We start from the raw sequence: 14,051 nt of genomic DNA, 5'->3' as shown, positions 1-14,051 counted from the left end.
GCCCATCCTGCCGGCTTCTCGATACGGGCGCGGAGCGCTTGTCGGGGCAAGGAATCATCGGCATATCTCCTCGTTCTGCAGGCGACGGACAACCATCCCTCTGCACCTGTGAGGTGTTGACGCCGAGCAGAGTTCAGCGATTGCGCCGCACCGCGACACACTCGCGCAGCAATCGGCGCGCGAGCAGCCGTCGTCTACGCTGAAATGACCGGCAGTATCCTGCACTGCCCGAGGAGAGCGCCATGCTCCGCTCCATGCGCCTGCTACGCTGGTCGCTGGCCTTGCTGCTGTTGCTGGCTGGCCCCGCACTGGCTGCGGCGCCGGTCACGCTGCTGCGGGTCGACGGCGCCATCGGCCCGGCCAGCGCCGACTACCTGCTACGCGGCCTCGAACATGCCCGTGACGAGGGGGCACAGCTGGTAGTGCTGGAATTGGACACCCCCGGCGGGCTGGACACGTCGATGCGCGCGATCATCAAGGCGATCCTCGCCAGCCCGATCCCAGTCGCCACCTACGTCACCCCCAGTGGCGCCCGGGCGGCCAGCGCCGGCACCTACATGCTCTACGCCAGCCATGTCGCGGCGATGGCGCCGGGCACCAACCTTGGCGCGGCGACGCCGGTGCAGATCGGTGGCATGCCCGGCGCACCGCCCGAGCAGCCGCAAGGCGAGCAGGACGAGCCATCCAAGCCCCCCGGCGACGCCATGAGCCGCAAACAGGTCAACGACGCCGCCGCCTATATCCGCGGCCTCGCCCAGTTGCGCGGACGCAATGCCGAGTGGGCCGAGCAGGCCGTGCGCGAGGCGGTCAGCCTGTCGGCGAGCGAAGCGCTGGAACAGAAGGTGATCGACTACCTGGCGCGGGATGTTGCCGACCTGCTGCGCCAGCTCGACGGCAAAACCCTCGCCACCGTCGAGGGTGACGCCACGCTTAGCACCGCCGACGCCCCGCTCATCGAGCACGCACCCGACTGGCGGGTGCGTCTGCTGGCGGTGATCACCAACCCCAGCGTGGCGCTGATCCTGATGATGATCGGCATCTACGGGCTGATCCTCGAATTCTCCAACCCCGGCATCGGCGCCGGCGGCGTGCTCGGCGGCATCTGCCTGATCCTGGCGCTGTATTCGCTGCAGCTGTTACCAGTGAACTACGCCGGCGTGGCGCTGATCCTGCTCGGCATCGCCTTCATGGTCGCCGAAGCGTTTCTGCCGAGCTTCGGCGTACTCGGCATCGGCGGCGTGGCCGCGTTCGTCGCTGGCGCGGTGATCCTGATCGATACTGAAGTGCCCGGTTTCGGCATTCCGCTGAGTTTGATCGTGCCGTTGGGCATGGCCAGCGCGCTGTTGGTGTTCGGCATCGTCGCCATGGCGCTGAAGGCGCGGCGGCAGCGCCTGGTCAGCGGCGACAGCGTACTGATCGGCAGCGTGGTACTGGTCGACGCGGTGCCGCCACAGAACCCGCACAGCGGCTGGGTGCATCTGCACGGCGAGAACTGGCAGGTGCGCAGCGCCTTACCGCTGCAGGTCGGCCAGCAAGTACGGGTGATCGCCCGACACGGCCTGCAACTGGAGGTCACCGCACAGCCATCCACCCATCGAGAGGAGCTGAACCATGGGCTATGAAATGAGTTTTCTGGTGTTGCTGGTGCTGCTGTTCGGCCTGCTGGCTTCGACCTTTCGCATCCTGCGCGAATACGAACGCGGCGTGGTGTTCATGCTCGGCCGCTTCTGGAAGGTCAAGGGACCAGGGTTGATCCTGGTGATTCCTGGCATCCAGCAGATGGTACGGGTCGATCTGCGCACACTGGTACTCGACGTGCCGACCCAGGACGTGATCTCCCGCGACAACGTCTCGGTGAAGGTCAACGCGGTGGTGTATTACCGCGTGCTGGATGCGCAGAAGGCGATCATCCAGGTCGAGGATTACCATTCGGCCACCAGCCAGCTGGCGCAGACCACGCTGCGTGCAGTGCTCGGCAAGCACGAACTGGACGACATGCTGGCCGAACGCGAGCGGCTCAACAGCGACATCCAGCAGGTGCTCGATGCGCAGACCGATGCCTGGGGGATCAAGGTGGCCAACGTCGAGATCAAGCACGTGGACCTCGATGAATCAATGATCCGCGCCATCGCCCGGCAGGCCGAGGCGGAACGCGAGCGGCGGGCGAAGGTCATTCATGCGGAGGGCGAACTGCAGGCGTCGGAGAAACTCATGCAGGCCGCCGAGATGCTTGGCCGGCAATCGGGCGCCATGCAGCTGCGCTACATGCAGACACTGAGCAACATCGCCGGTGACAAGAGCTCTACCATCGTCTTCCCGCTGCCCATCGAGCTGCTGCAGGGCATCAAGAACCTCGACAGGAAACCCTGAGTGCACACATTCCCCACGCTTCACCGACCGCTGCGCCTGCTGCTGATCACCTTGCTTGCCTCGGCGCTGGGCGCCTGCGCGGCATTTTCACCGCGCGACCCGCTCAATGTTCAGGTCGCCGGCATCCAGCCGCTGCAAGGCGAAGGGCTGGAGGTGCGCTTCCTGGTCAAGCTGCGCCTGCAGAACCCCAACGATGGCGCCATCGACTACAACGGCGTCGCGCTGGACCTTGAGGTTAACGGTCGCCGGCTGGCCAGTGGCGTCAGCGACCAGCGCGGCACGGTGCCGCGTTTCGGCGAGAGCGTGCTCAGCGTGCCGGTGACCATTTCCGCCTTCTCGGCCGCGCGCCAGGCACTGGGACTGGCGGAACACATCGGGCTCGACGAAGTGCCCTATGTGTTGCGTGGCAAGCTTGCCGGTGGCCTGTTCGGCACCCAGCGTTTCGTCGAGAAGGGCACATTCGACTTGTCGCCGGTAACAGGTTCTCCCTACCAGCGCCCCTGAGTCATACGATAACCACAAAAAGCCATAAGGATCCCCTAGGCGCTGCACGAGCGGCGTCTGTGCTTCCTCGACGCGCTAAAAATCTCCTCCTATCGCCTCTAATTCTGCTTATAGCCTGAAATAGCGGTGTGTGCATGCGTGACCCCTTCGACTTTCAGCGACATTGACAACGACGTGCTCATGGTCATAATCCCTGCAGTCATATGACAACTGACGTCATTAGACTTGCCGATCAGGCATAGACCACCGCCCCCACGGTGGCCACACCGGGGCGGCCCATCAAGCAAGGGAGCACAACAATAATGACCCCACGCACACCCTCGTCCGTCGCACTGTTCGCGGGCGGCTGCATGACCCTGGCATCGCTCGGCTTCACTGCCGACGCCCAAGCCGAAGGCTTCGTCGAAGATGCGAACTTTTCGCTGAACCTGCGCAACTTCTACATCAACCGCAACTTCGTCGACTCCGACTACCCCCAGAGCAAGGGTGAAGAGTGGACGCAGAGCTTCATCCTCAATTTCCAGTCCGGCTACACGCCCGGCCCAGTGGGCTTCGGCGTCGACGCGCTGGGCCTGCTGGCGGTCAAGCTTGATGGCGGTGGCGGCACCTACGGCACTGGCCTGCTGCCGGTGCACGGCGCAGCCGGCGACCGCCATCCGCCGGATGACTTCGCGCGCCTGGCAGTCGCGGCGAAGGCCAAGTTCTCCGAAACCGAGGTGCGCGTCGGTGAATGGATGGTGGTACTGCCGATCCTGCGTTCGGACGACGGTCGCTCGCTGCCGCAAACCTTCCAGGGCGGCATGGTCACCTCCAGGGAAATCAAGGGTCTGTCGCTCTACGGCGGGCAGATGCGGCAGAACAGCCCGCGCGACGATGGCAGCATGGATGATATGTCTCTGCAGGGCTTCGCCGGGGTCACCTCGGACCGCTTCAACTTCGTCGGCGGCGAATACGAGCTGGGCGCGAAGACCAAGGTCGGCGCCTGGCACGCGCGGCTGGAAGACATCTACCAGCAGAATTACTTCCAGCTGCTGCACACCCAGCCACTCGGCGAAGACGTGGCGCTGACCGCCAACCTCGGCTACTTCACCGGCAAGGAAGAAGGCAGCGCGCTGGCCGGCGATCTGGACAACAAGACCTACTCCGGCCTGTTCGGCCTGCAGGTCGGTGGCAACACCTTCTACGTCGGCCTGCAGAAGGTCAGCGGCGACAACGGCTGGATGCGCGTCAACGGTACCAGCGGCGGTACCCTCGCCAACGACTCGTTCAATTCCGCGTACGACAACGCCAACGAGCGTTCCTGGCAGCTGCGCCATGACTACAACTTTGCCGGCATGGGCGTTCCAGGCCTGACCATCATGAACCGCTACATCAGCGGCGATCAGATCGAAGCCGGTGGCGTGGACGATGGCAAGGAATGGGGGCGCGAATCGGAACTGGCCTACACGGTGCAGAGCGGGCCGTTCAAGAGCCTCAACATCAAGTGGCGCAACTCCAGCATCCGTCGCGACTACAGCTCCACCGAGTTCGACGAGAACCGGCTGATCTTCAACTACCCGTTGTCTCTGCTGTAAGCGGTAGCGCAGTACGCAACCCTCCTCGCTCCGGTTGCGATAAATCTTTGGCCCGTCGACTGACGGGCCTTTTTTTCGTCCGCCTTCAACAGCGCGTGACGCGCAGGCGGCAGCGACGCTCCAGCCGCTCGCCCGGCTGCAGATACACCGCGCCATGCCTACCCGGGTCCGGCGCATTCAGCGCATTGTTGCGGTGGGACACCGGTTCCACGGCAAAGAAGCCCTGCGCGGCCGGCGGCGTATAGACCACCAGATGCGTCATCGACGGGTCCGCTTCCAGCTCAAGCCGCATGCCCGCCGCCGGCCACTGCAAGGTTGCCGAGGCATCCCAGCCACTGAAGCAGTGATCCAGTCCGGGCTCGCCCAGCGCCCGCAGCTGGCGAAAGTCCCAGCGCGGCGGTACATCCACCGCCTCGCTCGGCAACTGCTGATCGTCACTCAGCCAGACCTGCTCGGCAGCGAAACCCAGCGTCACGCCTGCATGGCGCGGGAAGTACGGGTGCCAGCCGAGCCCGGCCGGCATCACCCGCTCGCTGCGGTTGATCAGCGCCAGACGCAGCCAGACGCCTTGCTCGTCGAGCCGCAGCTCATGCTCCAGCTCGAAGGAGAACGGCCAGTCCTGCCGGGCATCGCCTTCGGCCCGATGCTGCAGTGTCAGCAACAGCCGGTCGGCCTCCTGCGCAGCCAGTGTCCACACGCGCTTCCATGCCACACCGTGTATCGGCAAGGCATGCTCCGCGGAGTTGAGGCGCAAGCGGTGCGACTCGCCGTCCGCCTGGAACAGGCCATCGCCGACCCGGTTGGAGTACGGCGCCAGCACGAAGCAACTGGCGCGACGCACCTGTTCGCTGCCATCCCAGGGCCGCAGCAGGTCGAAATCCGCCAGGGCGAAGCGGGTAATGGCGCCGCCCAGCGCCGGGCAGACCGAGAGCCGGAAACCGGCATGGGCGAGGTGCACTTCATCGAGGGAAGCCATGCGCGCTCCTGATGCTGGCCGCTCAGCGACGGAGCGGCGTTGCTTGCGAATGAGGCGGCGATCGCTCGCGCAGACGAACTGCCGCCACCCGGCGGTCGATTACCAGGGTCAGACCGGCGTCAGCAGCCGTCCCTCGCGAAGAAAGCTGTCGAGGTTGTCCAGCAGCAGATCCTCCATGGCGCCGCGGGTTTCATGGGTGGCGCTGCCGATGTGCGGCAGCAGCACGACATTGGGCAGCTCACAGAGAGCCGCCGGCACCCGCGGTTCGTCGGCGAAGACGTCCAGTCCGGCACCGCCGAGCCGACCCTCCTGCAATGCCGCGACGAGTGCCGGCTCGTCCACCACCGAGCCACGCGCGACGTTGATCAGAATGCCCTTGGCACCCAGAGCGTCGAGCACAGCGCGATCGATGAGTTTCTGCGTCTGCGGCCCGCCGGGACAGCTGAGCACGAGAAAGTCCGCCCAGCGCGCGAGTTCCAGCAGGTTCGCTTCGTACTCGTACGGGCTGCCGGCCACCGGCCGACGATTGTGATAACGCACCGCCATGTCGAAGCCCGTCGAGCGCTTGGCCACCGCCTCGCCGATGCGGCCCAGCCCGACGATGCCCAGCCGCTTGCCACTGACCCGGCGGCCGAGTGGGAGGTTAGCGTCGGCCCAGCGCCCCTCGCGGACGAAACGGTCGCCCAGGGCGAGCTGTCGCGCGCTGTCGATGATCAGGCCAAAGGCCAGATCGGCCACGCATTCGTTGAGCACATCCGGCGTGTTGCTCACCGGAATGCCCCGCGCCCTGGCGGCTTCCACGGCGATGGCGTCATGGCCGACGCCAAAACTGCAGATCGCCTTCAACGACGGCAGCCGTTCGATCAGCGAGGCCGAGCAGCCGAAGCGCGCAGAGGTAAGCATGATCTCGATGCGCCCGGCATGCTCGGCGAGCAGCGCTTCGGCGTCGCCCAGCCAGTAGGCCAGCACCTCATGTCCGCTCAGGCGTTGCTGGACTCGCTCGGACAAGGGGCCCATCTGGAGAATGCAGCTCATCGATTTTCCTCTGCCTCGGCGGGCCGCGGCCCATGGGTTGTTTACAGCACGGCCTGCACTACCCCGCAGGCCGCCAGCAGCGGTACCGCTGGCAGTACCCAGCGCGAACGCCAGGCCAGCAGCAGCACCAACAGCAAGCCGGAGAGCATGACCAGGCACAGCCAGATCACCGTGCCAATCTCGCCACCCTGGCTGTTGACGCCGAGCCACAGCGCGAAGCCAAAGCAGCCAACGGCCAGCGAACGGATGATCGCCGGGCCCGGCAGGCGCGTATCGGCGCGCAGCAGCGCACCACGGTGGCGGTTCATGGTCAGGCAGAGCAGCGTCATGCCCAGGTAGGCCAGCGCGAATGCCAATAGCAGCATGATCAGGCCTCCTGCACACGGCTTGAGCGACCGCGCACCGCAGCGGCAGCCGGCGTTGCGTTCAGGCGCCAGGCGCTGGCCGCACAGACCAGCCCCGCGACGATCATGAACAGATCGACCGATGCCAGCGCCCAGTCGCCACGCCCGAGGCTGGCGATCAGGTGGCCATCGGTGGTCAGCGCGTTGACGATCGGCAAGCCGAGCGCGAGCACGGCGCCGAACAGCAGCTGCTCGCGCAGCCGGCGGCGGCTCTGATGGCGCCGCAGAACGGCCCAGAGCACAGCTAGCAACCAGGCACCGACGAACACCCAGCCTTCGGCCACGGCACGCTCGGTGTAACCGGCCGGGATCAGCCGGTTGCCCCACAGCAGCGCCAGGCTGGCCAGCGGCAGGCCGACGAACACCGAGGCGTTCAGCGCGCGCACCCAGATCACGCTGCGGTCGCCGCGCTGTTCGCGCTTGGCCAGCCAAACCTGCAGCCCGCCGACCAGCATGGCGCAACCGGCAAGCCCCATCAGCAGATAGAGCAGGCGCACCAGCGTTCCGCCGAACTGCGCCATGTGCAGACCGGCCAGCCAAAGATAAGCCTTGTAGCCAGTCGAAGCGTCCTGGCGGTTGAGCAGCTCGCCGGTACCGGCGTCATAACTCAGGGTGTCCTGCGGCGAGCCAATCCGCGAACGGTCCCGGCGACGGACATCCACCACTGCCGAGGCATCATCGGGATGATGCACGCTGACCCAGCCTGCCTCGCCTCCGCCCCACTGCCGCTGCGATTCGGCGATCAGCGCATCGAGGGACACCGGAGCCGGCGGCGGCTGGCCCACCTCTTCGCGCTCGAAGCTGCCCATCACCTCGCCAAAGTACTGCATGACGTTGCCGGAATAGCTCACCTGCGCGGCGGCCGGCATGTAGGACGCGACGAAGATCGCCACGCCGGTGTAGGCCAGCACCAGGTGGAACGGAAAACCGACCACGCCGAACAGATTGTGCGCATCGAGCCAGGCTCGCTGGCCATTGGCCTTGGGCCGCAGGGTGAAGAAGTCCTTGAAGATGCGCCGGTGAATGATCACCCCCGACACCAGCGCGACGAGCATGAACATGCCGGCCAGGCCGACGATATACATGCCGATGTCGCCGGCGTGCAGGTTGTAGTGCAGCTTGAAGAAGAACTCGCCACCCAGCGTTTCCGGCATCGGCTCGGCCTGCGCACTGCGCGGGTCGAACGCGACGTTGTGGATGGTCTTGGTGGCGTCGACTTCCCAGCCCAGTCGCCAGTACGGTTCACGCTCGGTCGGGCCGTGCATCCAGAAGGCATGCAGCTCGTCGCTGACGTTCTGCTGCAACCAGCCACGCACGTCATCGGCACCCAGACTCGATACCACGCCATCATGCAGCGCGGGGCGCATCCAGCGGCTGAGCTCCTTGTCGAAGCAGGCCACCGTGCCGGCGAAGATGATCACGAACAGCAGCCAGCTCGGCAGCAGGCCGCCCCAGGTGTGCAAGCCGGCCATGCTTTGGCGCAGTTTCATGGACGAACCCTCCAGTCGCCGGAAAGGAACGCGGCCAGACACAGCAGCGCGGTCACACCGACGATCAACAGCCAAACCCGCGTGGCACTGCGAGCGGCGAACACGTAGATCGCCACCGCCGTCCACACGGCAAAGCTGACGAGGCTGGAAAACACCACGCGATCAGGCCGTGTCAGCGGCAGGTAGACCGCCAGGAAGGCGGTCACCGCGTAGGCGACCGCATAGCCGCCGACCAGAGCCGCAAGCACACGCGACGCGATGTTCCAGCGATTGATGGATGCGTTGCGACTCACCTCGAATCCTCCGTTGCAGGCCGGCAAGCGGCGCGCGGCTCAGCGACGCTCAAAAGCTGTAGCTCGCGGTCGCCACCACGGTGCGGCGGTTGCCGGTGAAGCAGTCGCCACGCGACAGGCAGGTGGTGTAGTAGGTCTCGTCTTCCAGGTTGGTGGCGTTGAGGGTGAACGCCCAGTCCTGGTAGGCGTAGCCAAGCATGGCGTCGAACAGGATCGTCGACGGCGTCTTGAGGCTGTCGGTGCCATCCCAGCTGGCGCCGACGTAGCGCACACCGGCCCCGGCGCTGAAGCCGGAAATGCCGGCGATGCTGAAGCGGTGCTGCGACCACAGCGAGGCCATGTGCTCGGGCACACTGGCGATGCGCTTGCCCTGCTGGGCAGATGGGCCCTTGACCACTTCGCTGTCGAGGTAGGTGTAGGTGCTGATCAGATCCCAGTTGGAGTTCATCTCCACCAGCCCTTCCAGCTCCAGCCCCTTGACCCGCGCTTCGCCGGCCTGGATGGTGCTCAGCGGGTTCGCCGGGTTCGGCATCTGGCGATTCTTCTCGCGCAGATCGAACACCGCTGCAGTGAGCAGCGTGTTGCTGCCTGCCGGCTGGTACTTCACACCGAGCTCCCACTGCTCGCCCTCGAGCGGCTTGTACGACTGCTGAGTGAAGTTATCCAGCCCGATAATCGGCGTAAAGGACTCGCTGTAGCTGATGTAGGGCGCCACTCCATTGTCGAACAGATAGGTCAGACCAACGCGACCGGTGACCGCGTCATCCTTCTGCCGGGTGCCCTCCTCGACGCGGGTGTCGGCCCAGTCCTTGCGCAGCCCCAGAGTTGCCAGCCACTTGTCGAAACGGATTTGGTCCTGAACATAGAGGCCCTGCTGGGCAACGCGCTGCTGTGGGACATCGGAAAGCGTGATGCCGGACGGATCGAAGGTGCCGTAGACCGGATCGTAGAGATCCAGCGGGGTGGCGGCTCCGCGAGCGGTCTTGCTATCGGTGACGGCGTGCCGGTAGTCGACACCGACCAGCGCAGTGTGCTGCAGCGAGCCGGTGTCGAAGCGCGACTCGGCTTGGTGGTCGGCGCTCCAGATGGTTACCTCAGGCTCGGAGACGTAATAGACACGATTGACCGTGCGGTCGTCGGCACCGAGCACCGGCGGCCAGCCATACATGGTCTGGTAGCTGACCTTGCTCTTCTGCCAACGCAGGTTCTGCCGCAGCGTCCAGGTGTCGTCGACACGCCAGTTCATCTGCGAGGTCAGTGCTTTCTGCTCGGTGTCATATTCGTCGAAGCCGGGTTCGCTGACGAAGCGCTCGCTGCCAATCTCGCCGTAGGGCGCGCCGAGCACCGTGCCGCGGTGCGGCAGGAAGGAACTGGTGGTGCCGCTGTCGTCTTTCTGCACGTTGGCCATCAGCGTCCATTCGAACTGCTCGTTCGGGCGCCAGGTCAATGACGGCATGAACACCAGACGGTTGTCCTTGGTGTGATCGACCTGGGTCTGGCTGTCACGCTGGATCGCCACCACGCGATAGAGCAACGTGCCGTCTTCATCCAGCGGGCCGGTGCTGTCGAAGGCGATCTGCTTGCGGTCGAAGCTGCCGTACTGCAGCTGCAGCTCATTCTTCTGTTCCGCCTGCGGGCGCTTGCTGACGAAATTGAGCAGGCCGCCGACCGAACTCTGCCCGTAGAGCATGGATGACGGCCCCTTGATCACCTCGACGCGCTCCAGGGTGAAAGGATCGGTGCGTGAGTTCGTATAGTGGCCGACGCTCTGCTGCAGGCCATCAAGGAAAAGCGTCGGCGCGACGCCGCGGATCAGCGCGAAGTCGCCGCGACTGTCCAGACCATAGGCCTCGCCACGCATGCCGGCGACGTAGCGCAGCGAGTCCTGGATGGTCAGCGAGCCCTGGTCGCGGATGCGGTCGGCGGTGATCACGCTGATCGACTGTGGGATTTCGATGATCGGCGTGTCGGTCTTGGTCCCGCTGACGCTGCGCTTGGCCACGTAACCTTCTACCGGGCCGTCGCCCTCCTCGGCTTCGCGTGGCGCGGTGATCTGTTGTGCCTCCAGCTCGACCGCTTCCTCAGCGTCGACAGCAAAGCATGCGACCAGCACCGGCAGGCCCAACACCAGCGGGCGCAACGAAAACGGGGGCGAAGCGACAACGCGACTCATGACTGCTACCTTGTTGTTTGATGAGAACGCGCATGATATTGATAAATGTTCCCATTTAGAAGATAGCAGTTGCCAATCTCCTACGATTGCAGGGCAGTAGCACTCGCTGCGAGATCGACGCAGCGGGAACGCTCCGGCTCAGGTGATGGGCGCCGGGTTGAACAGCACGATGTCATTGTGCAAGCGATGGCGCTCGGCCCAGGTCTGCTTGCGGCCGCTGGCGACGTCCAGGTAATAGTGGAACAGTTCCCAGCCGAGTTCCTCGATGCTCGCGCGACCGCTGGCGATGCGCCCGGCGTCGATGTCGATCAGGTCCGGCCAGCGCTCGGCCAGCTCGGTGCGCGTCGCCACCTTGACCACCGGCGCCATCGCCAGGCCGTAGGGCGTGCCGCGACCGGTGGTGAACACGTGCAGGTTCATCCCGGCAGCCAGCTGTAGCGTGCCGCAGACGAAATCGGATGCGGGGGTGGCGCAGAAGATCAGGCCCTTTCGAGCGACCCGCTCACCCGGCCCGACCACGCCGTTGATGGCGCCGCTGCCGGATTTGACGATGGAGCCGAGGGATTTCTCGACGATGTTCGACAGCCCGCCCTTCTTGTTGCCGGGCGTGGTGTTGGCGCTGCGGTCGGCGGCGCCGCGCTCCAGGTAGCGGTCGTACCAGTCCATCTCGGCGATCAGCGCATCGGCCACTTCCGGCGTTTCGGCGCGGGCGGTGAGCATATACACCGCATCGCGCACCTCGGTGTTCTTGCTGAACATCACCGTGGCACCGGCGCGCACCAGCAGGTCCGCCGCATAGCCCAGCGCCGGGTTGGCGGTGATGCCGGAGAAGGCGTCGCTGCCGCCGCACTGCATGCCGAGGATCAGCTCGCTGGCCGGCACCGTTTCGCGGCAGCGCTGGTCGAGTTTTTTCAGCCGCGTTTCGGCCAGCGCCATGATCTGCTCGATCATCTCGCCGAAACCGCTGTTGGACTCCTGCAGGCGGTACAGCCAGGGGTCGCGCAGGTCCACCGAGGGATCGTCCGCGTGCATCACCTGCTCGGCCTGCAGCTTCTCGCAGCCGAGGCTGATAACCAGCGCCTCACCGCCCAGATTGGGGTTGCGCGCCAGGTTGCGCACGGTGCGGATGGGGATGTAGGCGTCGCGCGCATTGATCGCGACACCGCAGCCGTAGCTGTGGGTCAGGGCGACCACATCGTCGACGTTCGGGTACTTCGGCAGCAGCTCGTCGCGGATGCGCTTGACCGCGTGTTCCAGCACGCCAGTGACGCACTGCACCGTGGTGCTGATACCGAGAATGTTGCGCGTGCCGACGGTGCCGTCGGCGTTGCGGTAACCCTCGAAGGTATAGCCCTCGAGCGGCGCGAGCCCGGCCGGCACGGCGGTGGCACGCGGCAGGCTGTCCAGCGGCGGCGCGCTGGGCATCTTCAACTGGGTTTCCCTGACCCAGCTGCCACGGCGCAGGGGTTCGAGCGCGTAACCGATGATCTGCCCATAACGGCGCACCGGCTCGCCTATGCCGATATCGACCAGCGCGACCTTGTGGCTCTGCGGCACGGCCTCGACCGTGACCAGCCCGCCCTCGAACTGCGCACCGACCGGCACGCCGCCGTCATTGACCACCACGGCGACGTTGTCCGCCTCATTCAGGCGGATGCAGCGCGGGGAATCCTGGTGGGGAATCAGTTGCACGGTTTCGCTCATGTCTGCTCCGGTTAGGGTCCGGTTGTTGTTCTGTTCGGTGATCGCCGGGGGTGCCATACACGTGGCTCGCCTCGTAGGGTGGACGGCCGAAGCCGTCCACCGGAGCCGCCTGGCAAGCGCGCTCAGCGCACCATGCAGGGCTTCTTGTTGTTGAAGGTCCAATCGGGGATCAGGTACTGCATGGCGATGGCGTCGTCACGGGCGCCGAGGCCTTTTTCCTTGTACAGCGCATGCGCCTTGCGCAAGGCATCCCAGTCCAGCTCGACGCCCAGGCCCGGCTTCTGCGGCACCGCGACCTTGCCGCCGACGATCTTCAGCGGCTCGCGGGTCAGGTGCTGGCCGTCCTGCCAGATCCAGTGGGTGTCGATGGCGGTGACGCGGCCCGGCGCGGCGGCGGCGACGTGGGTGAACATCGCCAGGGAGATGTCGAAGTGGTTGTTCGAATGCGAGCCCCAGGTCAGGCCGAACTCGCTGCACATCTGCGCCACGCGCACGGAGCCGGCCATGGTCCAGAAGTGCGGGTCGGCCAGCGGAATGTCCACCGAGTTCAGCTGCACGGTGTGGCTCATCTGCCGCCAGTCGGTAGCGATCATGTTGGTCGCGGTGGGCAGGCCGGTGGCGCGGCGGAATTCGGCCATCACTTCGCGACCGGAATAGCCGTTCTCGGCACCACAGGGGTCTTCGGCGTACGCCAGCACGCCGTGCAGGTCGCGACACAGGCCGATGGCCTCATCCAGCGACCAGGCGCCGTTGGGGTCCAGCGTCACGCGGGCGTCTGGGAAACGCGCGGCCAGCGCGCGGATCGCCTCGACTTCTTCTTCGCCGCGCAGCACGCCGCCCTTGAGCTTGAAGTCCTTGAAGCCGTAGCGCTCGTAGGCCGCCTCGGCCTGGCGGACGATGCTATCCGGCGTCATGGCCTCCTCGTTGCGCAGGCGGAACCAGGCGTCATCGGCGCCGGATTCGTCGCGGTAGCCAAGGTCGGTTCGGTTGCGATCACCAATGAAGAACAGGTAACCGAGCATCTCGACCTCGTCGCGCTGCTGGCCGTCGCCGAGCAGTGCGGCGACCGGCACGTCCAGATGCTGGCCGAGCAGGTCGAGCAGCGCCGATTCCAGCGCGGTGACGGCGTGAATGGCGATGCGCAGATCGAAGGTCTGCAGGCCGCGGCCGCCAGAATCGCGGTCGGCGAAGGCGCGGCGCGCACGGTTGAGCAAGGCGTTGTACTGGCCGATCGGTTCACCGACCAGCAGAGAGCGGGCGTCCTCCAGAGTCTGGCGGATGGCTTCGCCGCCCGGCACTTCGCCGACGCCGACATGCCCGGCGCTGTCCTTGAGAACGAGAATGTTGCGGGTGAACCAGGGGCCGTGGGCGCCGCTGAGGTTCATCAGCATGCTGTCCTGCCCGGCGACGGGCACAACGGTGAGTTCGGTAATGCGGGGCGTGCCCGTTGCGGCAATGGTCATGGGTGTCCCTCTGTTGTTCTTGTCGGGGATGCGGCGCCCGCGCGGGGCGCCGTTACGCAGTTTCG

The 14,051-nt window shown here is 65.7% G+C and carries 12 protein-coding genes; 4 read left to right on the top strand and 8 right to left on the bottom strand.

All coding sequences use genetic code 11. The features are described from left to right. Positions 1-242: 242 nt before the first annotated feature. The 4 genes from LW136_RS01985 (at position 243) to LW136_RS01970 (ending at position 4,448) form a co-directional block, all read left to right on the top strand. Positions 243-1,622: an NfeD family protein gene (locus tag LW136_RS01985; RefSeq protein WP_234174531.1), complete on the top strand. Its 1,380-nt coding sequence runs from the start codon at positions 243-245 to the stop codon at positions 1,620-1,622. Further along, entirely contained in the window at positions 1,612-2,370 is a 759-nt protein-coding gene (locus LW136_RS01980; protein WP_023445229.1) for a slipin family protein, read from the top strand. Before LW136_RS01985 ends, LW136_RS01980 begins: the two co-directional genes overlap by 11 nt. After that, the gene (locus LW136_RS01975) at positions 2,371-2,874 is read left to right on the top strand and encodes an LEA/WHy family protein (RefSeq protein ID WP_234174530.1); all 504 of its coding nucleotides are present in this window, start codon (positions 2,371-2,373) and stop codon (positions 2,872-2,874) included. A 302-nt stretch (positions 2,875-3,176) separates the two neighbouring features. Then, complete coding sequence (locus tag LW136_RS01970) at positions 3,177-4,448, top strand: OprD family porin (protein WP_102832249.1); 1,272 nt, start codon at positions 3,177-3,179, stop codon at positions 4,446-4,448. A gap of 85 nt (positions 4,449-4,533) precedes the next feature. Here LW136_RS01970 and LW136_RS01965 read toward each other — a convergent pair whose 3' ends face one another. The 8 genes from LW136_RS01965 to gudD all read right to left on the bottom strand — a co-directional run bounded on the left by LW136_RS01965 (position 4,534) and on the right by gudD (position 13,986). Further along, positions 4,534-5,424: an aldose 1-epimerase gene (locus LW136_RS01965; protein WP_102832250.1), complete on the bottom strand. Its 891-nt coding sequence runs from the start codon at positions 5,422-5,424 to the stop codon at positions 4,534-4,536. Between the two features lie 108 nt (positions 5,425-5,532). Continuing rightward, positions 5,533-6,459, bottom strand: coding sequence for a 2-hydroxyacid dehydrogenase (locus tag LW136_RS01960; RefSeq protein ID WP_102832251.1), 927 nt, complete (start codon positions 6,457-6,459; stop codon positions 5,533-5,535). A 41-nt stretch (positions 6,460-6,500) separates the two neighbouring features. Beyond that, on the bottom strand, positions 6,501-6,824 hold the full coding sequence (locus LW136_RS01955; protein ID WP_102832252.1) for a DUF3325 family protein: 324 nt from the start codon (positions 6,822-6,824) through the stop codon (positions 6,501-6,503). Between the two features lie 2 nt (positions 6,825-6,826). Then, on the bottom strand, positions 6,827-8,353 hold the full coding sequence (locus LW136_RS01950; protein WP_102832253.1) for a PepSY-associated TM helix domain-containing protein: 1,527 nt from the start codon (positions 8,351-8,353) through the stop codon (positions 6,827-6,829). After that, positions 8,350-8,646 carry a DUF3649 domain-containing protein gene (locus LW136_RS01945; RefSeq protein WP_102832254.1) on the bottom strand — a complete coding sequence of 99 codons (297 nt, stop codon included), beginning with the start codon at positions 8,644-8,646 and terminating at the stop codon, positions 8,350-8,352. The genes LW136_RS01950 and LW136_RS01945 overlap by 4 nt, the downstream gene beginning before the upstream one ends. Before the next feature lie 49 nt (positions 8,647-8,695). Beyond that, complete coding sequence (locus tag LW136_RS01940; protein WP_234174529.1) at positions 8,696-10,819, bottom strand: TonB-dependent siderophore receptor; 2,124 nt, start codon at positions 10,817-10,819, stop codon at positions 8,696-8,698. 138 nt (positions 10,820-10,957) lie between these two features. Further along, a complete protein-coding gene (gene garD, locus LW136_RS01935; protein WP_234175227.1) occupies positions 10,958-12,511 on the bottom strand; it encodes a galactarate dehydratase in 1,554 nt (517 codons plus the stop codon). Between the two features lie 134 nt (positions 12,512-12,645). Beyond that, complete coding sequence (gene gudD / locus LW136_RS01930) at positions 12,646-13,986, bottom strand: glucarate dehydratase (RefSeq protein ID WP_234174528.1); 1,341 nt, start codon at positions 13,984-13,986, stop codon at positions 12,646-12,648. Between the last annotated feature and the right edge of the window lie 65 nt (positions 13,987-14,051).

This window comes from Stutzerimonas kunmingensis (assembly GCF_021432085.1).
Classification (GTDB): Bacteria; Pseudomonadota; Gammaproteobacteria; order Pseudomonadales; family Pseudomonadaceae; genus Stutzerimonas.
The sequence above is the reverse complement of the archived record's forward strand: the minus strand, read 5'-3'. Positions and strand labels throughout refer to the sequence as shown.

Bases quoted from the DNA above. Each gene is read 5' to 3' on its own strand.
- LW136_RS01985 (WP_234174531.1), top strand. From the start codon at position 243: ATGCTCCGCTCCATGCGCCTGCTACGCTGGTCGCTGGCCTTGCTGCTG.
- LW136_RS01980 (WP_023445229.1), top strand. From the start codon at position 1,612: ATGGGCTATGAAATGAGTTTTCTGGTGTTGCTGGTGCTGCTGTTCGGC.
- LW136_RS01970 (WP_102832249.1), top strand. From the start codon at position 3,177: ATGACCCCACGCACACCCTCGTCCGTCGCACTGTTCGCGGGCGGCTGC.
- LW136_RS01965 (WP_102832250.1), bottom strand. From the start codon at position 5,424: ATGGCTTCCCTCGATGAAGTGCACCTCGCCCATGCCGGTTTCCGGCTC.
- LW136_RS01960 (WP_102832251.1), bottom strand. From the start codon at position 6,459: ATGAGCTGCATTCTCCAGATGGGCCCCTTGTCCGAGCGAGTCCAGCAA.
- LW136_RS01955 (WP_102832252.1), bottom strand. From the start codon at position 6,824: ATGCTGCTATTGGCATTCGCGCTGGCCTACCTGGGCATGACGCTGCTC.
- LW136_RS01950 (WP_102832253.1), bottom strand. From the start codon at position 8,353: ATGAAACTGCGCCAAAGCATGGCCGGCTTGCACACCTGGGGCGGCCTG.
- LW136_RS01940 (WP_234174529.1), bottom strand. From the start codon at position 10,819: ATGAGTCGCGTTGTCGCTTCGCCCCCGTTTTCGTTGCGCCCGCTGGTG.
- gudD (WP_234174528.1), bottom strand. From the start codon at position 13,986: ATGACCATTGCCGCAACGGGCACGCCCCGCATTACCGAACTCACCGTT.